At 39.9% G+C, this 23,215-nt stretch carries 23 protein-coding genes; 8 read left to right on the forward strand and 15 right to left on the reverse strand.

Going from position 1 to position 23,215, the window contains the following annotated elements; genetic code table 11:
- Nucleotides 1-268 precede the first annotated feature (268 nt).
- The gene (locus BANVL01_RS17280; protein ID WP_066095873.1) at nucleotides 269-1,573 is read right to left on the reverse strand and encodes an MFS transporter; all 1,305 of its coding nucleotides are present in this window, start codon (nucleotides 1,571-1,573) and stop codon (nucleotides 269-271) included.
- Nucleotides 1,574-1,693: 120 nt separating this feature from the next.
- Here BANVL01_RS17280 and BANVL01_RS17285 point away from each other — a divergent pair, with 120 nt between their 5' ends.
- The 3 genes from BANVL01_RS17285 to BANVL01_RS17295 all read left to right on the forward strand — a co-directional run bounded on the left by BANVL01_RS17285 (nucleotide 1,694) and on the right by BANVL01_RS17295 (nucleotide 4,768).
- Complete coding sequence (locus tag BANVL01_RS17285) at nucleotides 1,694-2,917, forward strand: helix-turn-helix domain-containing protein (RefSeq protein WP_066095871.1); 1,224 nt, start codon at nucleotides 1,694-1,696, stop codon at nucleotides 2,915-2,917.
- A 158-nt stretch (nucleotides 2,918-3,075) separates the two neighbouring features.
- Complete coding sequence (locus BANVL01_RS17290; protein WP_066095868.1) at nucleotides 3,076-3,654, forward strand: TetR/AcrR family transcriptional regulator; 579 nt, start codon at nucleotides 3,076-3,078, stop codon at nucleotides 3,652-3,654.
- Nucleotides 3,655-3,679: 25 nt separating this feature from the next.
- Complete coding sequence (locus BANVL01_RS17295) at nucleotides 3,680-4,768, forward strand: serine hydrolase domain-containing protein (RefSeq protein WP_066095865.1); 1,089 nt, start codon at nucleotides 3,680-3,682, stop codon at nucleotides 4,766-4,768.
- Nucleotides 4,769-4,960: 192 nt separating this feature from the next.
- Here the strand turns inward: BANVL01_RS17295 and BANVL01_RS28000 are convergent, their stop codons facing one another.
- From BANVL01_RS28000 to BANVL01_RS17305, 3 genes are all read right to left on the reverse strand, one after another.
- Nucleotides 4,961-5,113 carry a hypothetical protein gene (locus BANVL01_RS28000; RefSeq protein ID WP_174524281.1) on the reverse strand — a complete coding sequence of 51 codons (153 nt, stop codon included), beginning with the start codon at nucleotides 5,111-5,113 and terminating at the stop codon, nucleotides 4,961-4,963.
- Between the two features lie 169 nt (nucleotides 5,114-5,282).
- Nucleotides 5,283-6,440, reverse strand: coding sequence for an ABC transporter permease (locus tag BANVL01_RS17300; RefSeq protein WP_066095863.1), 1,158 nt, complete (start codon nucleotides 6,438-6,440; stop codon nucleotides 5,283-5,285).
- Entirely contained in the window at nucleotides 6,430-7,182 is a 753-nt protein-coding gene (locus BANVL01_RS17305; protein WP_066095860.1) for an ABC transporter ATP-binding protein, read from the reverse strand. Before BANVL01_RS17305 ends, BANVL01_RS17300 begins: the two co-directional genes overlap by 11 nt.
- Nucleotides 7,183-7,351: 169 nt before the next feature.
- Here BANVL01_RS17305 and BANVL01_RS17310 point away from each other — a divergent pair, with 169 nt between their 5' ends.
- Entirely contained in the window at nucleotides 7,352-8,053 is a 702-nt protein-coding gene (locus tag BANVL01_RS17310) for a LytR/AlgR family response regulator transcription factor (RefSeq protein WP_066095857.1), read from the forward strand.
- A 22-nt stretch (nucleotides 8,054-8,075) separates the two neighbouring features.
- Complete coding sequence (locus BANVL01_RS17315; RefSeq protein WP_235845644.1) at nucleotides 8,076-9,047, forward strand: sensor histidine kinase; 972 nt, start codon at nucleotides 8,076-8,078, stop codon at nucleotides 9,045-9,047.
- Between the two features lie 41 nt (nucleotides 9,048-9,088).
- Here the strand turns inward: BANVL01_RS17315 and BANVL01_RS17320 are convergent, their stop codons facing one another.
- Together BANVL01_RS17320 and BANVL01_RS17325 are read right to left on the reverse strand one after the other, a co-directional pair.
- Complete coding sequence (locus BANVL01_RS17320) at nucleotides 9,089-10,807, reverse strand: metallophosphoesterase family protein (RefSeq protein ID WP_082805042.1); 1,719 nt, start codon at nucleotides 10,805-10,807, stop codon at nucleotides 9,089-9,091.
- A 452-nt stretch (nucleotides 10,808-11,259) separates the two neighbouring features.
- Complete coding sequence (locus BANVL01_RS17325; RefSeq protein ID WP_066095854.1) at nucleotides 11,260-13,173, reverse strand: Xaa-Pro dipeptidyl-peptidase; 1,914 nt, start codon at nucleotides 13,171-13,173, stop codon at nucleotides 11,260-11,262.
- Between the two features lie 373 nt (nucleotides 13,174-13,546).
- Here BANVL01_RS17325 and BANVL01_RS17330 point away from each other — a divergent pair, with 373 nt between their 5' ends.
- Together BANVL01_RS17330 and BANVL01_RS17335 are read left to right on the forward strand one after the other, a co-directional pair.
- Nucleotides 13,547-14,452: an EamA family transporter gene (locus BANVL01_RS17330; RefSeq protein WP_066095851.1), complete on the forward strand. Its 906-nt coding sequence runs from the start codon at nucleotides 13,547-13,549 to the stop codon at nucleotides 14,450-14,452.
- 124 nt (nucleotides 14,453-14,576) lie between these two features.
- Entirely contained in the window at nucleotides 14,577-15,725 is a 1,149-nt protein-coding gene (locus tag BANVL01_RS17335; protein ID WP_066095848.1) for an acyl-CoA dehydrogenase family protein, read from the forward strand.
- Nucleotides 15,726-15,786: 61 nt separating this feature from the next.
- Here BANVL01_RS17335 and BANVL01_RS17340 read toward each other — a convergent pair whose 3' ends face one another.
- From BANVL01_RS17340 to BANVL01_RS17380, 9 genes are all read right to left on the reverse strand, one after another.
- Nucleotides 15,787-16,515 (reverse strand): amino acid ABC transporter ATP-binding protein, encoded by a 729-nt coding sequence (locus BANVL01_RS17340; RefSeq protein WP_066097229.1) that lies wholly within the window; start codon nucleotides 16,513-16,515, stop codon nucleotides 15,787-15,789.
- Between the two features lie 27 nt (nucleotides 16,516-16,542).
- Nucleotides 16,543-17,208: an amino acid ABC transporter permease gene (locus tag BANVL01_RS17345; RefSeq protein WP_066095846.1), complete on the reverse strand. Its 666-nt coding sequence runs from the start codon at nucleotides 17,206-17,208 to the stop codon at nucleotides 16,543-16,545.
- 35 nt (nucleotides 17,209-17,243) lie between these two features.
- Nucleotides 17,244-18,023, reverse strand: coding sequence for a transporter substrate-binding domain-containing protein (locus BANVL01_RS17350; protein ID WP_066095841.1), 780 nt, complete (start codon nucleotides 18,021-18,023; stop codon nucleotides 17,244-17,246).
- Between the two features lie 1,091 nt (nucleotides 18,024-19,114).
- The gene (locus tag BANVL01_RS17355) at nucleotides 19,115-19,870 is read right to left on the reverse strand and encodes a class I SAM-dependent methyltransferase (RefSeq protein WP_066095838.1); all 756 of its coding nucleotides are present in this window, start codon (nucleotides 19,868-19,870) and stop codon (nucleotides 19,115-19,117) included.
- A gap of 260 nt (nucleotides 19,871-20,130) precedes the next feature.
- Nucleotides 20,131-20,502, reverse strand: a complete 372-nt coding sequence (locus tag BANVL01_RS17360; protein WP_066095835.1) for an MmcQ/YjbR family DNA-binding protein — start codon at nucleotides 20,500-20,502, stop codon at nucleotides 20,131-20,133.
- A 23-nt stretch (nucleotides 20,503-20,525) separates the two neighbouring features.
- Complete coding sequence (locus BANVL01_RS17365; RefSeq protein WP_066095832.1) at nucleotides 20,526-20,921, reverse strand: VOC family protein; 396 nt, start codon at nucleotides 20,919-20,921, stop codon at nucleotides 20,526-20,528.
- A gap of 207 nt (nucleotides 20,922-21,128) precedes the next feature.
- Entirely contained in the window at nucleotides 21,129-21,524 is a 396-nt protein-coding gene (locus BANVL01_RS17370; RefSeq protein ID WP_066095829.1) for a hypothetical protein, read from the reverse strand.
- 519 nt (nucleotides 21,525-22,043) lie between these two features.
- The gene (locus BANVL01_RS17375) at nucleotides 22,044-22,475 is read right to left on the reverse strand and encodes a hypothetical protein (RefSeq protein ID WP_066095826.1); all 432 of its coding nucleotides are present in this window, start codon (nucleotides 22,473-22,475) and stop codon (nucleotides 22,044-22,046) included.
- Nucleotides 22,472-22,681, reverse strand: a complete 210-nt coding sequence (locus BANVL01_RS17380) for a helix-turn-helix transcriptional regulator (RefSeq protein ID WP_066095821.1) — start codon at nucleotides 22,679-22,681, stop codon at nucleotides 22,472-22,474. Before BANVL01_RS17380 ends, BANVL01_RS17375 begins: the two co-directional genes overlap by 4 nt.
- Before the next feature lie 206 nt (nucleotides 22,682-22,887).
- On the opposite strand from BANVL01_RS17380, the gene BANVL01_RS17385 reads away from it, so the two are divergent.
- Nucleotides 22,888-23,208, forward strand: a complete 321-nt coding sequence (locus tag BANVL01_RS17385) for a PadR family transcriptional regulator (RefSeq protein ID WP_172800890.1) — start codon at nucleotides 22,888-22,890, stop codon at nucleotides 23,206-23,208.
- Nucleotides 23,209-23,215: the final 7 nt, after the last annotated feature.

Consider the following 23,215-nt stretch of genomic DNA (forward strand, 5'->3'; position numbering starts at 1 on the left):
AACCGGAAAATCTCCCCTTATTTTACTTTTGCTGGTTACTCGATTAAGGATCAGACATCTTATTTAAAAGGGAGTGAGTTTTATCTCAAAAATCCAGATGGTGAACCGTATTACAAGTAAGTGGGGTTTTAGATAAATAAGGTTTTTGTATTCCTAACTAAAGAAACTCGCCAATTATGGCGAGTTTTACATTTTTATTTACCAATAAGACTGTCATTTCGGCACTTATTTTAAGAAAAGCACCACAAAACGGAGCCCTTTAATTAACTTATGCGCTGCCTTTTTTGTAAGAATAGTTGAAGGGCCTGCTTCTCTCTAACTCAGGATGTGCATCCCTTATAACTGAAGGACGTGCAAGGATAAGAATAACAACAAGAAATGCCCCTGCTGATATAAGTAAAATCCATTGCGGCGCGAAAATATCGTACAAAAAGCCGTAAAGTACCATACCAAGCGGCATCAGGGCCATTGACATCGTTTCAAGAATCGAAAAAACACGGCCTTTGTAATCATCATCGATTTGCTTTTGCATCATCACTTGGATTGGTGTATTAACAATAATTACCAGAGCACCAAGACTAAACATCATAAATACGTAAAAACTAAAAACTAACCCATACGTCATTTTGATCATCAGTGGAACCGCAATCGACCCCATAACGAACCCCATCCCAATAATGGCCCGTTTTGAAACAAGAAACGGAAATTTCACTTCTTTTCTTACAGAGAAATAGATTGAAAAGAGTAGCATTCCCACCGCAAATGCCCCTTGGGTAAAGCCAAAATGCTGGGAAACCATTTTTAATTTTTCAATCAGAATAAAGGAATAGCCAACCTCAAATGCGCCAAAGAGGAAATTAATTAACAGGGAAATCCAGATGATGGCCATTAGCAGCGGCTGCAATTTCAAATAACTAATTCCTGCCCTTATACTTTGCCACATGGATTCTTTCGGTTGACCTGACACAATCTCTTTTCGGTTCGCAAACAGTTTAAAATTCATCGTTGATTCAAGAATGACAGCTGCGATGGATGCCGACATATACATAATGAGAAATACCGGCATCGAAACGGCCCCATATAACAGTCCCCCTACTGCCGGACTGGCAATTGCGGCAAAGGAGATAGACATTTGGTTTAATGACATTGCACGCTGGACTCGTTCTTTATCCACTAGCCCTGTGATCGAGGATGTAAACGTCACCCCGGAAAACATCGACGTAAGGGACAATATACAGGAAGTGGTATAAATCGCCGCGAGTGACAATCCTGATGTGAAACTTACGACCAGTAATCCCCCTATCGCCATCGTTGTAGCAATTTGTGCTAAAACGACAATCATTTTTCTTGAATACTTATCGGCCATATAACCGGCGAATGGTGCCGCAAGTGTTCGAGGCAAAATATTGCAAATTAAGTTCGCGGCAAAACTGGTCGCCGACCCGGTTGCCTGTAAAATATAAAAACTAATGGCAAAAGCATAGACTTGTGCCCCAAAGGAAGAAATCAGTTTGCTTATCGTGAATGTCCAAAGATGATACGTTGCTTTGCGAAGCTTTTGTTGATCATCCAAAAAAATCCCACCCTAAATGTTTAATTTGGTTAAACAAATCATAACACGCAGCCTCTTTCTTTTCAAGTAAAAGTTTAATATAATTAAACAAGTTAATAAATTTAGGGATGTGCTTTTTAAATGTTAGGCGAACGAATACGTGAAATAAGAAAAAAGAAAAAGATGACACTCGAAGAACTGGCGGGTAAAGAACTAACAAAAGGAATGCTCAGCCTAATTGAAAATAATAAGGCCAATCCTTCTATGGAAAGCTTGACATACATTGCTAAGCGGCTCGATGTCGAGGTAAGTGATCTTTTGGAAGAGATTAGTACAGATGAATTGAGGGGGACTCTCGATAAAGCTGAGGAACTATTTAATGTTGATGCTGAAAAAATGACTGATAAATATAAGCAGCTTATTCTTCTTATCGAACCCTTCGTCCCAAATCTTACTCAAGGGTACGAATCGGCACGACTATTGGACATTTATAGCCGCAGTCTTTTTCGTGAAAAAAAGGCAGGTTGGGAAGCTCTTTCTAATAAGGCCGCAAATATGTACGATCGGATGAATCTGACAGCCAAACGGGCAAGTATCGGTATCTTTTGGGCGATGGTGAAATTTATCGAGCATGACTACCCACAGTCACTTCAAATCCTTTTAAATGAACGGAAAAAAATCGAATCGAACCATGCTTACATTGATCCGATGACGCGAGTGGATTTTTACTATCATGAGGCGATTTTGCATTTTGCAGTTGGTGATTCGGAGGCAGCTGCACGCGTAATGGAAAACGGGATTCATTTTTCAAAAAAACACCGGATCTTTTACCGGATTGATGATTTATATCGACTCGCCTCCGCACATGCAGAAATGACGCACAATAAAGAATTGGTAGCACATTATATCAAGAAGTTAAAACAATTTGGCGAATTTGCCGACGATCAACAGTCCCTATTGGTTTATGAGCTCTTTCAGGTTATGTCGCTCATTTCAGAAAACCATGATTATCAGACAGCAATAGAAATCTGTGAGGAGAACATAGCAAATCCAGAAACGAGTGAGATTTACAAGACTTTTTTTATCCTTGAAAAAGGAAAGGCTTTATATTTTCTTGGCAGCTTTCAGGAAGCGATAGAATGCATGGAAAATGTTTCAATTCCACCCGGTATTCATCATCCTTTTGATTTATCATTGTTATATGTAAAGGACTCGTATAAAGCACTATGCCATTTTGAGCTGGGAAACTTGAACAAGGCCCTTCAATTGGCCACAAATGCGGTGGAAAATTTCACTTCGCTTCCTCATACACCATACAAAGACTTTGCTGCTGCGACGCACAATAAAATAAAAGCAAAGCAGTAGCAGGTGCCTGACACTTGTAATGAGCCGCCTTGATTAATATTTGGGCGGCTCCTTTTTTATGAAAACATATTATCCATCTTTACAAATTGTTGGAAATAACATAATATATAACATATGTTATATATCAATTGTTATATATATTAAGTAAGGAGATTCCCATGGCACCAAAAAAGAAATTTTCAAAAGATGACATCATTGAAGCAGCATTTGAAATAGCACGAGAAGAAGGCATTGATAATATTACGGTAAGAAAGGTTGCTGATAAAATCGGGAGTTCCATCGCACCCATTTATGTAAACTTTACCGATGTTGATGAGCTAAAGAACGCAGTATTAAAAAAAATCCATGATATTTCACAACAGATGTTAATGACGAAATACAGCGAAAATCCATTTCTCAATATCGGAATCGCCAGTCTGAAATTTGCAAGAGAGTATAAAGTGCTTTTTAAAGACTTGGTGATGAATAGCAATACACACTTAAAAAATATACAGCCACCAGACAGCAGCCTGCTGGAACAAATGAAACAAGGATCCCGGCTGGAAGGTTTCACAGATGAGGAGCTTGCTGACATTTTGTTCAAAATGAAGGTGTTTCAAATGGGGCTTTCCGTGATGGACGTCTATGGATTCCTTCCAGAGGAATTTTCGGAAGAGAAGTTGATCGAGGTATTGGAAGGCGCCGGCAAGGACGTCATAGCAGCAGCCCGTTTACGCCAGGCTGGAAGGTTGGATTAACAAACTATATTGGGGGGTCTAAGAATTGAAAAAAGAACAAGTGGAGACATCGATTAAAGAGCTTTTTCGAAAAACCGTACAGAAGGATGCGAAAATACACAATGCCTATTTGTTAGTCGATTCTGCTAAACTCGGAGTTCATTTGAATTTGGCAGAGGGAGCAACGGGCAGTGCTGCATGCGCACAGCAACCTTATTATATTGCCAGTGTGAGTAAGTTGATTACATCCGTACTTACTAGTATTTTAGTAGAAAAGGAGATGATTTCGTACGAAGATCCCATCTCTCGGTATTTAGAACCCGATCTGTTGCACAACTTGCATCTGTACAAGGGAAAGGATTATACGAGCGATATTAAAATAAAGCATTTATTGAATCACACGTCCGGTTTACATGACTTTTTAGAGGATTCGCCGAAGCAAGCAAAATCATTTGTCGACCACATTATTGATGAACCCGATCGTCTCTGGACGGCAAAAGAAGCAATTGTCTGGGCTAAAGAGCATTTAGAGCCTCACTTTCCTCCAGGTCAAGGATTTCATTATTCAGACACAGGCTATCATCTGCTCGGGTTAATCATTGAAAAAATCACAGAAAAACCTTACGGTGAAGTGCTTCGGGCTTATATTTTTGAACCTCTTCAGATGAAACACTCCTATTTAGCTCCTTCTGAACCAATGGAAAAAAGTGAATACCCTTTAGCCGATTTATTTATCAGCAACATCAATATCACCCCATACAACAGTCTAAGTTTTATGCACGCCGGGGGCGGAATCATTTCGACGAACGGAGATTTACTCAAATTTATGAAGGCGTTGGTCCAACATGAAATTATCAGTGAAAAGTCGCTTTCACAAATGAAGCGGGATTGGGGCAAGTTTTTTATCGGGATTGATTATGGGTACGGCGTTATGAATTTCAAAACGATTCCGGTCTTGATGCCGCAAAAATATAATGTGTGGGGGAATGCCGGCTCGACCGGAACATTTATGTTTTACCATCCAGCCACTGACGCATTCTTAATCGGCGGGTTAAATCATTTTCGCTACCATCGAAAAGGAATCAGATTAATGCTCAAATCAATTGATAAACTATTAAAATGTGATGTTTCTTAGGTTGTACTACTGCTATTCTAAAAAAACACTCTCACACAAGCAACATAGGGCTGACCGCTTTTTTTGAGCAGTCTGCCTTTTTAATTGATTGTTGATAGATTAACACCCAACATTCGTTTATAATGGTAGAGTTTTAGGAAACAGTACTTTACTAGGTTTCCTTTACACTTACATAATCGATTTGACGCCATTTTAGAAATAACCGGGCAGTTCTTTTATGTGTTCGCCATGGCCAAGAACGCCATCATTGCCGCACCGCTCATTGCATCCTACAGCATTTTTTTCGGTCATCCTGTCGCGCATTTTCCTAAAAGAAAAACTGAGTAAACAACACTTTGCTGTCATTGTAGTTGTGATGCTAGGTATCGCCCTGCTTGGTATGGCGGATGAACTATGAGAAAACTTGAATCATCATTACATTACACAACTAATTCACAACATTAAAGTGTCCACGGGTGGTGCCTGACACCCTTATTTGATACCCCTATTGCAACACCCTTATTGACACTCTTATTTAGTTCATCACCCATTTGTCCTTCAGGAACAGGATTCTTCCGATGATAAAGAGTATGATCATGGAAATTAGGTTACTTGCGATGGTGATTAGGATGTGTTCGTAGTCGATGATGCCAAAGACTAGTTCTTTCAGCAGGCTGAAAAGGTTCAAGATCGGAACAGCAAAGTGCTGAAAGGACAATTCATTAATCCCAATACTTGAGAGAATCATCGTTGGAAACATCGCCAGCATCATAACCGGCGTGCTATAGCTTTGTGATTCCTTTACGGTCTTACCGATAATGCTGGTAAGCATCAGAAGTGAAGCAGTAAACATGGCATAGATGATCGAGACCAACACAGAAAGCACAACGATAACAATGGCATTGTCTCCAAAAGAAACGGCCTTTTTTAGATTTTCAGTCAGTAAGTTAATCTCTAAAGCTACAACAAGTAAGGTGATCATCCCGGTAACCGAGCCAATCGTGGCGATTGTCAGCCATTTAGAGAATAGCAAGGTTGATCGCTTTACCGGTGTAATTAATAAGGCTTCCATTGTCTTCTTCTCTTTTTCACCTGCAAATAAATCAGAGGCAGCAGGACTGGAACCCACACCAATGGCGATGGCGAGAATCAACGGAATGAGCATCGCAAGCAAGTTGGCATTCGGATTTTGATCAGAAATTTCCTTTTGTTCAATTGTGAAGGGCTCAACGAGGTTCCGATTGGTTCCTTTTGCCTCCAGCCGTTCGGAAATAATCGACTTCTCGTATACACCGAGCGCATTTTGGACAATATTCTTCAAATTTGATGATTTTTGGCCGAAGGAATCGCCGATAATCGTGGCCGTTGCCTTTTCCCCATTTTCAATATCGCTGGTAAAATTAGGACCAAGTATAAGTGCAGCCTGGACTTTCCCCTCTTGGAGCGTTTCCTCAGGATTAGCAGTTTTAACAAGTTCAATATTCTTAAAGCCGGAAAAAATATCCTCTACCTCACGATCAAACTCTTCATTTACGGCTAGCTTATAGCTTTCCTCTTCGCCATCAGAGACCAATTTTTCATAAAAAAAGGTTAATCCAGTCATCATGATCACCGGCAATAGCACGGTTAATAGCAACGTCCGGCGGTCGCGGAAGCAGTCTTTGATTTCTTTTAAATAGATTTTAAGAAGCATAATGTTCGTTCCCCCTTACAAGCTTGCTCATGAATATATAATTTAGGTCGCGGCTTCCTTCGGATTGGTATAGCGACTCAAGGTTACCGTGATAGACAAGTTCCCCTTTATGCATCATTGCGACAGAATCGCACAAGAGCGTTACTTCCTCCATAATATGGCTAGAAAAAATAATTGTCTTGCCCTCCCGCTTCAGCTGATGCACAAGCTGGCGGAACACATTTGAGGAGGTGATATCTAATCCGGTTGTCGGTTCATCAAAAAGAATAATCTCGGGATTATGAATTAGTGTTCTCGCGATTGCCACCTTTTGACGCATACCTTTTGAGAAGCCGCCAACTTTTCTGTTCAAATAATCGCGCATACCGAACATCCTTGACAAGTCATCAATCCGCACCTTGGTTTCATGCTTACTTAATCCGTATAGCGCAGCAAAGTATTCTAGATTTTCGCGGGCAGTTAAGCGATCATATAAACCCGTTTCGCCGCCAAACAACACGCCGATTCTTTTTTTGACTTCGTTTGCATTTTTGATGGTATCATAGCCAGCAACCGTTATAGCCCCCTCCGTCGGCGTAAGCAGTGTGGCCATCGTTCTTAGCAGCGTCGTTTTTCCGGCACCGTTCTCTCCGAGCAGACCGACCACTTGCCCTTCCATTACGGAAAAAGAGACATGCTTCAGTGCCGTGATGAATTTCTTTTTATCTTGAAATTTTTTCGTTACCTCATGGATTTCAATCATTTTTTCCACCTCATCTATTTTGTTTCTTGATGTCATCATACAAATAAACCGAGGAGAAATCTGCACTTATGTCGCGAAGCATCCATTTCATGTCGTGAATATGCCAAATTCCACCTTAAAGATGGTAAAATAATATGTGAAACTCTAGAAAGTTAAAGGTGTGGAGAATATGATGAAGGTTGGTCTGGTCGATGATCGCGACTTTGATTTAGATAAATTAAATGGGATAGTCGCTGGAATTCCCGATGTAGAAATTGTTTTCTCAACTACATCAGCTGAGGAGGCATATGAGCAAATCAAAAAAGAAGCGATTGATCTATTAATCGCCGATATTGAAATGCCGAGTTTATCGGGATATGAGCTGGCCGATATTATTCATTCGCATGCCCTCAGTATTTCGGTTATCTTTGTTACGGCCAACAGCGGCTATGCCGTCCATGCCTTTGAATTGAATGTCCATGACTACATCATGAAGCCCTATTCGAAGGACCGTTTAATTAAATCGATTGAGCGTTTAAAGGAGAAGACAATTTCGGCTGAGATTGCCGGCAGGCTATATATTAAACAAAAAAACGACATTCATATCATTCAGAAGAAGGATATTATTTTTATTGAAAGATCCGGGCGTTCCTCCACGATATACACAAAGTCCGAAGCGATAAAAACCTATCAGACTCTTAACGAATTAGAGGGTGAACTTAGGGAACGTGATTTTATCCGCTCCCACCGCTCCTTCATCATCAATATCCATTATGTAAAAAACTTTTCTCTTTATGCGAAAAACTCCTTTGTTGTATCGTTCGAAGGAATCGAAGAACAAGCGATGATTACAAAGGAAAAGGTAGACTTTCTACAGGAAAATTATTTTTAAAGGCGGGAAGAACTTGAAGCCGGTGATTATGTATTGGGTGGCAGCAGCGGTACTGGGAATCATCCATCTCCAGGCACTGCTAACAAATATACCCTGGAAAGTTCCCATCTATGTCACTTGTATGCTAGTAATAGGAACGGCCTATTTCTTTAATAAAAAAAGCATTATTTGCATTTCCGTTTTAGGCGGCAAATGGAATGTCCTGCTATTTGGTCTACAGTTGTTACTGTTACTGTTCTATTTCTCTATCAAGCCATCATGGATTTATTTAGTCCCATTGATCGTCTTTATTGGAATTGAATCGATCAGACTGGGATGTGCGCGGAAGCTGGCCGCTTTAAACCAAGAGAATCAACAGTTCAAAGAACAGACAGCCCATTTTAGTGAAACTTTTCGGATTGTCCGCAGTGAACGGCATGATTTTCTCAAGCATGCGTCCGCGATTCACTTCATGCTTGAGAATGGAAAAAATAATGAGGCAAAAGCCTATCTAGATGAATTGGTAGATGGATATGAGGAAACGAATTTATCCATCAAAGGTGAGCGCGGGACAGTCGCCGGTATATTAAACCAAATGTACCGGCAGGCCAAAGCCGCTGGGATTACTATGGTCTACGATTTCGACCTGCCGCTGTCAACGTTACCACTCGCTGATAAACACATGGTAACACTGCTGGGAAATCTGTTAGCCAATAGCATTGAGGCCTGTGAAGACTGGCAAACTGAGCATAAGCAGGAGGCCCTTATCACGTTGCAATTTTATAAAAGGAGCGGCTTGTTTTTGCTAATTTGTAAAAATAATAGTCTGCCCATTCCCACTCCCATCTTAGATGCATTGTTCCAAACCTACGGAAAAACAACAAAAAGGAACGGTCATGAGGGGCTTGGGACAAAAATGATTCACGATATCGTAAGTGAACACCACGGCTTTTTAGATTTTGTCTATAAAGAACAAGAATTCACTGTAAAAATCAAATTCCCGGCGATCCAATAGGCACGATAAAAGCCCATCCCTTAAGATGGACTTTGTCGTGTTTATTTACTTACAACTGTGAATCTTGTTTCCGCAACAGCGTCATACCCGCTGCCATAGAAATAAACGAATTTGTACGCTCCGCCTTCTTTGTATCTTGCTGGATAGAGATTATTTTTTGGATCATAGGTAAATTTATATGTTCCGTCGGTGACTTTCGTATACATCCACCAGATGGAAGCAGTAGTATTCCCGGGATTTTCACTCACTTCATAGAGTCCAACCCAGTCGCCATTCGGAACTCTAACATTTTCAACGACCACATCTACTTTATCATTGATTCCATTCAACGAATCTTTTGATAGGGTTATTGCCGGCCCTTGTGATGTTTTCCCCATCACCTTCAAAAAGTTTTGACTTTCATTGCCGAACGCATCAATCGCATGGACCTTCATCTCATAAAACGTATTCGATTTCAATCCATTGATTGGCAAGGTAAGCGGATTTGGGATTGGATCCTTGTAAAACTCGGAAAAGGCGAGCAATTCTTTCTCTACTTTCCCTGTTTCAACATCAATCGCACTTATTTTGTAATCATGGACAAGCAGGTCATCTTTCGCTTGCGTGAACATAACCGCAAGACCGGAAGCTGCCGTTTTGTCATGAACAATCGATATCAGCGCTTCATTCGTAAAGAATGGTGCTTTTTTGTCGCGGTCTTCGGTGTATTTAAATTTATTCTTCTTAGCAGGGTAGTTAAGTTCAAACGGCTCGCCTGTCCAATCGTTGTTATGAATATCCCGGCGTTTAATTATTACTTTGTTATTATGTACCTCAACAATCAAAGCTTGGTTTAGAACATCTGCTCCCTCTGGCACCTCCCCTTGAATCCTGCCACTGTCAAGCCACAAATAGGCCCCTGTCGAAGTTCCAATCGAAGTAAAATCTTTTTGATGAATGATTCTCGGATCATCTAACGGATAATGGGTATGGCCGGAAAAAGAAATGACTTGCGGATAGGCCTTTAATGTATCGTAAAAGAGGTCTCTATTTTTTGAAAAGCCCCATTCACTTCCATAAATTGTCCCTTTAATCGGTTGATGGTGGAAAACAAAAATCGGCTTATGCGGGTCATCAGCGTTTGCCTCCTTGAGCCGTTCAGCTAACCATCCAATTTGACTAACTGAAAAGGTTCCTTCCGTTAATCCATCTTCCGTACCAAGGACAATAAAATGATAGCCTTTTATTACCCGATGATAGTAGATTGATTCCATCCCTGATTTATCGAGGTATAGCTTTTGGGCATTTGCAACCGATAATCCATTCCAGTAATCATGATTTCCGATGGCAAACATCGAAACGGCTTGTGTTTGTTTTCTGGCATTATAAGCGGTAAAAAACTTATCGTATTCTACGGTATAACCGTTATCCGTCAGATCTCCAACCACGACAAAGGCATCCTGCTCCGGAACCGCTTGATTCAATTGTTCCAGCGTGCTAACAAACTTATCCAAGTTAAAATTATTACTCGATTGTATATGGACATCACTAATCACTGGGAAAACTAAATCAGGTTTGCTGCCATTTGAATTCATAACAGATGTACTGGATACGGCACTAACCGGCAGTCCGCCCGTTAGTGAACTTACTAGGGATGCTCCGACGGCAACCCCCACCATTTTCGTTGTCTTCTGTAAAAAGACACGTCGATCCATCCCCTCTTTAAATGGGTCCTTTGTTTCCTGTAAACCTGTCTCTTTCATGCTTTTTTTGTCTGTCATTAATCTTACTCCTTCCTTTAAAAACTGAAGGGATGGCCATTCACCTGGTATTTCATACCTTTAATTCTTTATAATAAATAGCATCTTTATTCCTTCAGCAAATCAGTTTAAAGAGTAATTCGACATTTTATGATAAATTCCTTCAAAATATGAATATATTTTTGTTTTTAGTATTCATATTTTGAACCTATTTTCCAAATCAAAAAAAAGAACCCTATTTCTTAAGAAATCAGGCACTCATTGCAGGGGCTCTAAATGTTTTCTTTATAATTTGGACTACTATGCAGCAATTAGGCAGGTAATTCCTCATCCTCCCACTTCTCCACTCTTTCCTGAAAAAGCGGAACCTTCATTAATATGTACCTTTTGGCTTGAACCATAGTTTTATTAATGAATTATCCTTAAACAAAAGAAGGCTTAGTCATTTGACTAAGCCTTCTTTTGTTTGTGTTTTATTGTTTAAAGGCGTTACGACCGCCGACAATTGGCAATGTTATTTCACTGCGAGTTGGTGTAACCGATATTTTTGTACCAGCATTTGGACGTATTGTATAGTCATAATCACTGGCTATGAGAACAATACCAATTCGGTGTCCCGCCTTAAATACATAGTCCTTAGGCTGCATTTCCCATTCGAAGGTGTAGTCTCTGCCCGGCACAAGTGATTCTGAACGATCTGCTGAATGAAGATTTTGCGGATCGACCCAGCCCCGGGATACAATGACAGGATTTGAACTACTGTAGTCAACAAGCAAAGCTGTTAAGTTTGCAACAGGACGGTCAATGCTTGCTCGTATACTTAATTTAGGCGTCCCACTCAACCGAGCCTCACCTGTTAATTCGGACGTTACATAAGCTAATCGGTTTGAAGAATTTAACTCTGGATTTGCTATAAGTGTATTTGCCTTTTTCATAGGATCATCAATGATTGTTTGCGTATTATGCGGTTGGTTAGGAACAGGATTTAGATGTAATGAACCTAAATCATTACCCATGCCCGTTAAATGAAGCGTTGTAGCTACTGTTCCTGGTGCCGGCCAGCTTGCTTCCTTGCTCCAAGTCTTATCCTCACGCTGGATGTCAACGGCTGGCTCCTTCATTATCCCATTTTCAATTCCATAGAGATAATAGTCAAACCATCTATTTTGTAATTGTGGCCAGTTATTTCCTGATGGGCTTGAATGGGCACCCTGATGGAGCCACAATCTGCGAGGGACATTGTTTTTTCCTAATGCTTCCCACCACTGTGCGAATTGTTTTGTCTTGACGTTCCAATCATTAAGGCCATGAACGACGAGAACACTGGCTTTCACCTTTTTGGCGTCCTTGACATAGTCGCGGTGAGCCCAGAAATCACTATAATCACCAGTATCTCTGTCTTGAGCAGCTTTTAGCTCAGCAATAACATCTTTACATACCTGAGGATTGCTACGAGTCAACACGGCTTCAGCCATATTATCAGTATCTTCACCTTGGTAACCGCCCGGGGCAATGACTGCACCGTTTGCACGATAATAATCGTACCAGCTGCTGATTGCGGCAACTGGAATAATTGTTTTCAGTCCATCCACACCGGTTGCCGCTACCGCATTTGGCAATGTTCCGTTGTAGGATGTACCTGTCATCCCCACATTCCCAGTTGACCAATCAGCGGAAACTACTTTTCCATCCTCGGAATATGCTTTAGCCCTGCCGTTCAACCAATCAATAACTGCTTTTGTACCAAGAATTTCTCTTTCATCGCCAGTTGTTGGACACCCATCCGATTTGCCTGTCCCAATACTCTCCGCAAGAATTACTCCATAACCACGGGGAACATAGTAGTTACCTAAGGAACCTAGATTGGCTGCTTGTCCTTCTGCTAACGCAAATGGCTTGCCGCCACGTCCGTTCCCGTTACCAGGGTGCTTAACTGGAATTAAGTCCACATCAACATTAAAAACAGGAACATCGAGAATTCCTGATCGGTAGGGACTCATTTCATAGATGACGGGTACTTTAATCCCAGGCTCTGTTTTAGGACGGTATACCTTAATGGAGACCCGGTCACGCTTACCGTCTCTGTCGCTGTCAACCTCTGTTTCAACAAACAAGTTTTCAATGATTGCGTCATCGGTAGAGTAGATTGGTTTTGTCATCCCATTATCAAGTTCAATTTTTGTTGCCTCTGACGCTGTTTCCGGGATCAATCCATTAAGAGGAATCCCTTTCCACTCCTGGACCTTTTCTTTACCGTTTGACTTGGATGCAGTTGCAGTTGCGTGATTTTGTTTACTCTCTGCATTTACTGTCCAAGTATCTACCCCTGCTACTAATGAAAGCGAAAGAACAGAGCACAAACTGATGGACAAGATTTTTTTCCTCACTACTTTTCCCCCTTTATGCATGATTTGAGGCAGTTAACTTCATCCTCTATTATATAACTGAATCTTTAAAAAGTTTGAAAAACTATGTTAAATAAGGAAAATCAGGGGAAAAGTGCTATTTTTCGAAAAAGCTTTATAACGAAATAGTCCCACTTTTCCTTTTGTTGAAATGCAGTGCTTAAGCCATTTGGGCTATTTCAGTTAAACCTTCTAGTAATGCACCTTATGAATCTACTTTAACTAAAAGAAACCTTTAACCTATAAATTAGATAGAATTGGTTTCAGCATTGGGTTATAATGATAAAGTTTTGGAATCTAGCGTTTCTCTTGGCCTCATTACCATTACATAAACTATAAACAAGGAGATATTACGATGTGGTTTGTTTTTTCACTTTTAACAACCCTTGCTTGGGGCGGGGCTGACCTATTTTATAAAAAAGGAACCGATAGTAATGATAAATTCAGCCATCTTAAAATTGTCATCATGGTCGGCTTGGTTATGGGTCTGCACGCAACGGCATATTTGTTCATTAAAGGGCTGGCATTTAACCCTATCGATCTACTAAAATACTTGCCTGTATCGGCCTTTTACATTTTATCGATGACGGTCGGTTATATTGGGTTACGTTATATTGAGCTTTCGATTGCCTCACCCGTGCAAAACTCTTCTGGAGCCATAACGGCTATCTTATTATTTATCTTTTTCCCGCATGAGCTTGGCATTGTACATATCGCAGGTGTGGCCATTATTACTGCAGGCGTGCTTGGGCTGGCCATTTTAGAGAAGAAAGCCGAATCAGCAGCTCTCAAACTCAAAAACGTCCAGATTGATAAAAAATATCAAATTGGCTTCCTGGCGATTACCTTTCCAATAATCTACTGTATACTCGATGGACTTGGAACCTTTGCGGATGGAATTTACCTGGATGAGTTGAAACTCATCAGTGAGGATGCTGCACTAATTGCTTACGAATTTACCTTTTTCATCTGTGCCGTGCTTTCATTCATTTTCCTTAAAGTCAAAAAAGAGAAATTTCAGATTTTCAAAGAACGCGACAAAGGATATGCCGCTATTTTGGAAACAACCGGCCAGTTCTTCTATGTCTTTGCTATGGCAAAGAACGCCATCATCGCAGCACCGTTGATCGCATCCTATAGCATCTTTTCGATTATCTTATCGAGAATCTTCCTAAAAGAAAAACTAAGCAAACAGCATTATGCAGTTATCGTGATTGTGATGCTCGGTATCGCTTTGCTTGGTTTTGCAGACGAACTATAGACCAAAGTGTCCACCCCAGGAGGACAAATGTCCACGAGTGGTGCCTGACACCCTTTAGATGGTAAAATATGAATTATAGAGTTCTGGTCAATAATTCGTATTGATTAGCTAAGGGAGGTTTCTTGTGCTTAATTTATTCGTAAAGACTGCAATTCAACAGACATGGTTACAAAAATTGCGTCAGAAAGAAGATATATTTAAAAGTAAATCGGCGGAAATTGATGAAATGGCTGCTTTTCCAGAAGAAAGTATTCAGGATTTAGTAGAGATGGGCTATACAAGTATTACCCTTCCAGCCGCTTATGGCGGAGAAGGATTAAACGTCTATGATATGGTCCTCTTTCAAGAAACACTGGCCAGTTTTGATGGAACTACCGCCCTTTCGATTGGCTGGAATCTTGGGGTTGTTGGGGAGATTTTTGAAAGAAAACTTTGGGAACCTGAGAAATTGAATTTCTTTGCAAAAGAGATTCTTAATGGGGCTCTAGTAAACCGCGCGGTAAGTGAAGCGCAAACAGGAAGTCCAACTAGAGGCGGACGCCCTGGAACAACGGCTGTCAAAAAGAATGGAGCATGGGTAATAACAGGGCGGAAAACTTTTACAACCATGTCGCCGGTCTTAACATATTTTCTAACCTCAGCTTGGATTGAAGAAAAGCAAAAGGTGGGCTTCTTTCTCCTCCATAAGGATTTAGAAGGACTAACGATTGATGAGACATGGGATGTCATTGCCATGCGGGGAACAGGGAGCCATGATCTTGTCCTCCACAATGTCACGGTTGATGAGACACAACTTGTTGAACTTCCGGAAATGCCGCGTGGAGGCAAACTGAATGGCTGGATCCTACATATTCCTGCTTGTTATCTTGGTATTGCCCAAGCGGCACGCGATTATGCTGTTCATTTTGCCAATCACCATGCGCCAAATAGTCTAAATGGACCAATTAGCCAATTACCTAATGTCCAACAGCTGCTAGGGGAAATTGATCTAGAATTAATTAGAGCGAGACATCTTATCTATAGTGTTGCAGCAGCTTATGATGACGAAGGGCGCCGAGATTACCTTGAAAATGAACTGGGGGTTGTCAAGCACACGGTTACGAATTCGGCGATAACGATAGTTGATAAAGCGATGAGGATTGTCGGGGCAAAAAGTCTTCAACGCACAAATCCCCTGCAGCGGTACTACCGCGACGTTAGGGCGGGGCTGCACAATCCGCCTATGGATGATATGACCATAAAAAAATTAGCATTGTCTGCAATTAAACAATAAAGCGATCAGATCCCCGGCACGGAAATGCTTTAGTGCGCCGGGAGTCTGACCCTTTTAATTTCTATTTAAGCATCGTTGCTTTAAGGAATTCTATTGTACGTTCTTCCTTCGGATGATCAAAGAATTCTGATGGTCTATCTTTTTCAACTATTTTTCCATCATCCATGTAAACAATCCAATCAGCAACCTCACGGGCGAAGCCCATTTCATGGGTTACAACCACCATAGTCATTCCTTCATCAGCCAACTCCTTCATGGTCGCTAACACCTCTCCAACCAGCTCAGGATCAAGGGCTGATGTTGGCTCATCAAAAAGCAAAATATCCGGCTTCATAGCCAGTGATCTTGCAATCGCTACACGCTGCTTTTGCCCGCCGGACAATTTGCTCGGATAAACATCCGCCTTATCCTCGAGGCCCACCTTTTGGAGCAGCTCCAGAGCTTCTTCAGTCGCCTGAGTCTTAGAAAATTTCTTCACTACGGTCGGTGCTTCAATTATATTTTCAAGAACTGTTTTGTGTGGAAAGAGGTTAAAATGTTGAAAGACCATACCCACCGTTTGACGGACATGGTTAAGGTTATGGGTATCTGGTGATACCTTTTCCCCACGGATAAAAATCCCCCCATTGTCCTTTTTCTCCAGAAAGTTAAGACATCTTAGTAATGTACTTTTTCCAGAACCGGAGGCACCAACAAGACACACAACCTCACTTTCATAGACAGACATATCAATATCCTTTAACACGTGCAATTTCCCAAAAGATTTATTTAAGTTTTCTGTTCGAATCATTTCTCGTCCATTCACTTCTTAATCCTCCTATCGATCACTGACTGCTAATTTCTTTTCAAACATGCTCACTGCCATTGTTAACAATGCAACTAATACAAGATAATAAATGGCAACAATTAGCAAGTAAGTCATTTCATCAAAATTGTTCGATCCTAGCGTTGTAGAAACATTGAACAATTCATTCATAGAAATAAAGGCTGCAAGCGATGAATCCTTTAGACCAATAATAAATTGGTTACCAAGGGGAGGCAGTGCCCTCCTGAAGGCTTGCGGTAGAATAATACGACGTATCGTAACACCTCTAGTCATTCCAAGGGAACGGCCCGCTTCCATTTGCCCTTTATCAACCGACTGAATTGTACCGCGGAAAATTTCTGCAATATAGGCACCGTTATGAAAGGCAAGCGCAAGTGCTGCTGCCCAAAAATCGGGGATTAGAAACAGCCCGCTGAAGCCAAAATACAGAATGAAAATCTGGACAATTAGCGGCGTTCCACGCACAAGGAATACATAAGCATTTGAAACATATTCAAGTATTTTTACCCTCGAAATTTTTAATAGTGCAAAGAATAATCCAAAGATAATCCCAATCAAAATAGAAACTAAAGTAAGCTTTAATGTTAAAAACATTGCATCAATGAAAAGTCCCTTACTGCTATTCAATGTATGAAAAAAATGCGAAAAACTAGGCAAACTCACGACTTCCTTTCTGTCTGTTAATCCATCTATTATTCTGGTTTTTTCGTTATATCCTCATCGAAATACTTTTTGCTGATTCGGGTAAGTGTGCCATTGTCACGAAGTCTTTGAAGTGCATCATTTATTCTCTTAAGGAGTTCGGGATTGTCCTTTGGAACAACAATCGCCTGCTCGCTTCGCTCAATTAGCTGCTGCCCTATAATTTTAAAACCTTCCTTCTTTGCACTTTTCCCAGTAACAAAATCGGTAATTACAGCATCATGCCGCCCAATGCTAAGCGCTTTTAACGCCGTAATATCACTGTCGTACATTTTAAGATTGCTCGTATACTTTTTGGCAGTATCTGCATAGGTGGACCCTTTCGCTACGGCCACTTCTTTCCCTTTTAAGTCTTCTACTGTTTTAATATTGCTGTCAGGTCTTGTAAAGATTTGTGGTCCTGAGTAGTAGTACGGAGTGGTAAAGGATACTTGTTTGGCACGAGCGGTGTTGATAGTGTGGCTGGCAACGGCTGCATCTGCCCTGCCTGTTTTGATACCCTCTATGAGCCCTTTGAATTTCATCCTCTTCTGGATTGGTTCAAGCCCCAATTCCTTTCCGACAGCGTTCCCTACTTCGACATCGAAACCTGTCATCGATAGATCATCATTCAGATAGCTAAAGGGTTTAAATTCACCAGAAGCTGCAAAAATAAATTTCTCCTTGTCTATCAGCTTGGTTCCATCTGAGAGCTGGTTTTTTTGGACACAGGCAGTCAGCATACCAATCATAAACAAGCTTACTAGCAAAAATATGTATGATCTTCTCATGCTTGCTCTTTTCTCCTCTCTTTATTATGCGATACTGTTATATACCCATAATGTTTGAGTTTTAATCACATGGGGGAGAAAGCTGAAAAACCCAGTATTTTAATGGTTCCTTTTGAAGCTAGACAATTCTCTATGTCGAATTTATATATTCCTATATAGTGAAAAAAAGCCCTTTTAGGGCTCGTAAATGAATGAAGAGATGCAGGTAATCTGTAAGTCTTCTATTTTCATATAGATCCAAAACCCTCTTTAAATGGTTATATTCAACAATACCCTTTTCAGAGATGGGATAAACACTACTAACCCTTCTCCTCTTGATACGCTTCAAAGGTGATAGAAAATAAAAAAGACCATAAGAAGAGCAACGGGTTCCGTTAGCTATCACAAACATTAAAAATGTAAGTAAAAATGAGTGTCAATCTGCATATGAAATTGGCGCTCATTTTTTATTGGTGCATAGCCATTCGGGTGGAAATTACATAAAAATTTGTATAGGGAAATGCACCCCAAATTGTAGGGGTACAATGGCTGTTGTGCCCCTACAATTTTACCCTCAATTTGACATACAATTAATCTTACAAAAAATGCTTAGAAAGTACGTTATAAATAGATATACTTGGTTTTTTTGAAACAAAAGAGGTCCTATCCTTAATTTAGTTATTAGTGATGGTTAAAATAAGCGGAGGTTTTCCGGCTAAATGCAGAATTGAGCTCGTTCTGGGGAAAATAAGCGGAGATTTTCCGGTTAAGCAAAGCAAAATGACCGATTTTCACGTTTTTTGGGTCAATAAGCGGAATTTCTCCGTCTATTTAAGCTACTTTTAGCGCTATTTCATAATTAAGAGGAATTTCTCCGCTTATTTATCAAACCATGCTGATTCCCTCAACTTGGTCCGCCCCTTTACCAAAAATTAGATGGCTCAGTGAACTGAGCCATCTAATTCTTCATTACAAAAGAAGATACAAAATACAGTACAAATTGAGCTGCATTTTCATGTTTTGCGACAGGAAACGGAACCCGTTATAAGAAGAGAGTGTCTTCTTACAGTCTTTAATACTCAGTGGTGTACCGGGGGTCTGACCCTTTTAAATTAAACCTCTCCCAAATAACTCCGAATGACATTGGGAATGATAATTTTCCCGTTATTGCCGTATTTTTCGAATAAATTTGTAAAGGCAGAAATAAAGGGCTCATGCTCCTTGTCGGTTTTTTTCGGAGCATAGGAAGCAGATAAGTACCTGCCCAAAAAACCTGCAAAGTCAAATTCCAAATCATTGCGAAAACGTCGAAAGTCATATTTTCCATTTTTATAAAACTGTTTAAATACGTCCTCGGTTTCCCCTATTCCACCGCTAAAACCTTTAAAATTAGGGCAGTACCTTTGACAAATCTCCGCACTTTCTATATTTAATGCACTTGATCCATCCCGACTATTCCATACGAGGGCAACTTTCGCACTTGGCCTTAATATCCGTTGGCATTCCAGTTTAAACTTTTCTTTATCGAACCAGTGAAATGCCTGTGCGGCAGTTAATAAATCAACGCTTTTATCATCTAAAGTGGTGTGTTCGGCAGCGGCCTTCATCGAAATAAAGCGGCTATTCTGTTTCAACAATTGCTCTGCTATTGTTCTCATATCGTCATTTGGTTCCACCCCGATGACAGTTAAGCCGCTTTCAAGTAATTGCCGACTTAATATCCCAGTACCTGATCCGATATCTGCCACAACATTTCCTTCATTCAAGCTAGTTGCGGTTAGTAAATATTTAATATATTCATCTGTATATCCGCGACGATGCTTTGCATATACCTCTGCCTTGTCCGTAAATTTTTCTGTTGGTTTCATAAAATCATCCTTTCTTTAGCCGTTCTCTATTGTTAAAAGGGGACAGGCTCCTTGTCCCAGACTGTTTTGCAGAGGTAAACGGCTCGTACCCTGGAGTTTTCTTCCGAAAGGAAAACAAAAAACCGTGCCTGTCCTTTGAACAATGCAACGGTTTCCGTTTTCTTAATGTAAGGTCGTGGTTTAAGGGGTGACAGGTCTACTGCCTCGATGATTTAATTGCTTTTTAATACAATTTTAGCGACCATTTCAACATGTTTTCTTCACTTTTTATGCAGCTCATTCCAATGCTTAACCAAACGCTTCGGTGCCGCACGTAGATAGGCCTCTTGAATTAAATCGGTCAATTCATCCCAGTCTTCCCCATGCGGATTTTGAATCGAAACCCAGCCGTGCTGTCCTATGTATGGAGTTTTGAAAAAATGCTCCTTCTGCAGCAGCAATTCTTGTGTTTCCCGATCTGACTTAAACGATAAGTTGAATCCTTTGTCACTTTCACCTGAAATCACGAATGATTTTCCATTGATTTTAAAAGTATTGTGACCGAAACCATCGATATGTTCAATAGCTTCGGGCATTGCCAGACAGATATTGCGTAAGTTTTCAAGCATGCTTGCAGCGTCTTGTGATTTCATGTTTTATGCACCTATCATAGATTCTATTTTGCATTCACATCGGGTTGATGAATTCCGAATATATTGCCTTCAGTATCGATATAGTACCCTTGCCAAGCCATTCCAGGCAGGGCATATTTGGCCATAGCGACCTTGCCGCCATTCTCAACAATTTTTGCTTCCGTTAAATCGTAATCCTCCACTCCCATTGTACATGCAAAACCATTTAAAGCTTGGTTTGGTTCCGGAGGAGCACTTTGCCGCTGCATCAAAGCACCATTGATACCAAGTTCATTTTCATCTCCAGTCACTGCTCCAAAGTAAGGCATTCCTGCATACTCACTCCAATCTTGAAATGACCATCCAAATACCTCTCCATAAAATTTCTTCGCCCGTTCCATGTCACTCACATGAATTTCGAAATGAACTAATCTTCCCATAATTACCTCCTATTTTTTCAAAAAATAACTACTTCCTTAAATCATTATTAACCTCTTTACATAATTAAAGTACTTAATTCGACTAATAAAATTAAAATCCTCCCTCAAATACTTTGAAATACAGAATTACTCTATCAGCTTAAATTTGTTTATTCACTTTCTCCAGATATATCGTACCCTTAGCATCAAAATTATTGAGTCTGGCCCTTAATTTAGAATTTCTTTTGCTTTTTCCTTCATTTCATTGTAACGTTCATTAAAAAGTTCGAGGAACGTGCCGTCAGCGGTAAAATACATAACGATGGCTTGTATTTCACGTTTACTGAATCTGCCGCGATCATGTATTTTATATCCTCTGCCATTAAGTTTTAGCCTTATCATAAAACTGTCAGCTTTCGTGCCATCTTTCGGATAGGCCTGAACAAAATTAAGAACCGCCTCTTGGCATGTACAATCCGGGTTCATACAATATGAGTCAGCAATTAAAAATAACTTTCCAATATAATTTAAGTGGAAATAATCGTTGTTTTGATCGGGATCGGGGAAAACCTCTGAATAACAAACTGTGATGCCTTTAACCATCTTTTTCAGCACTGCATTCATACTATCGCTCCTTTTTTATAACCTCGATTGACCGGCAACGCTCCCATTTATTCTATTAGTTATATGAATTTATTCGCATCAGCATTTTAACAGGAAGTTATTAAAGAGGCGCATGATAGTGGGTTTAAAATGATGAGAAATTAAAGGGGAAGATTGCAGGTTTAATAGAAGGGAATCCAACTTTTAAAAATAATATTTATTGTTCTTTCGACATTTTTCCACCTCCATTCCTGAAAAATTATATCACATTGAATTTCAAAATAATTTTGTCTTTTCTAAAAGTTTTCTACAGTTTTGTGAACACACCGTTTTCATCATTGACCAGTGTTGGGGAAGTATTTTGACAGGGGGGTTCAAATACAGCTACTACCTGAGCTGTTAGCGACTTATATAGTTGCAAAAACACATGACCTTTTTTCGTGTCATGCGTTTTTCGATAAGGAGTGATGTATTATTTCCGCCAAAAATTCGTATATTCTGCTTTATCCTGAATATTAAATTCAATCATTTTCTCTCCTTTTATTCAACGAAATTTTCATCCTGTCGTTTTGTTCGTAAATAATATATATAAATTAATGGCACAAGACCACAAATAAATAGTATTCCTCCCATAATTACCCCATCAATTATCGTAAATCCCTCAGTAAATGTAACAAAAAAACCGACAATAGTAGAAATAATTACTAATACAAACAAAGAAATACTAAGACTCTTTTTCGGGGACTTTTTATTATTTTCATGATCTGCACTAATACTCATTGATAAGTATGCGGAAATAACAGTTGTTATCATGAATGCAAGCCATAATGGATTTTCTCTCATGCCATCTAACCCTTTTGTAACTAAATCATATCCTAATATTCCAAGAATACCGACCGTTTGAATAAGGTATGCGATGCGAGTGTTTTGCAAATTTTTTAAAATTAGACGTTCGTCTCTAATCTTTTTCATTTTTCATCTCTCTCCTTTTCTACCCAAAATATTTCATCTAATCTTTTATTAACGGTATAACAAATATCAAGACACAACTTTAAGGTTGGATTATATTTTCCTTTTTCAATTAAACTAATGGTTTGGCGAGTGACACCTATCTTTTCTGCCAGTTGTTGCTGTGTTAAATTTACTTGAATGCGAGCAATCCGAACTTTATTCTCCAAATGATGTAATCCCTCCTAAAAAGTATTGTAACATATATATTGCACCATTCAATATATATGTTACATTCATTGTGATTTTACCGGCCTCTCTTATAAATTTACTGACCTGCTCAATTTTTTAATCTATATCTTGCATTACAAGATACCAAATGATATGATATTTTCAGTACCTTGCAATGCAAGAGTAATGAAGAGGTGAACGCTGTTTGTCTAGCACACAAATGTTAAAGGGTATCATTGATGGATGCATATTAGCCATCATCCATGAGAAAGAAGTTTATGGGTATGAACTTGCGGAAAAACTTGAGCAATATGGCTTTGACTCCTTTAGTGAAGGGACGATTTATCCCCTCCTGATACGAATGCAAAAGGAAGAGTTGGTTTCGTCTACCTTAAAAAAATCAACAGCAGGTCCAAAACGGAAGTATTATACACTCACACAAAAAGGCGAAGATGAATTGCAGCAATTTATTGCTAGATGGGAGAAGCTCCAAAGTAACGTAAACCTTTGTTTACGGAAACAATGAACATAAT

This window comes from Neobacillus novalis NBRC 102450 (genome assembly GCF_001591805.1).
GTDB classification, from domain to species: Bacteria; Bacillota; Bacilli; order Bacillales; family Cytobacillaceae; genus Neobacillus; species Neobacillus novalis.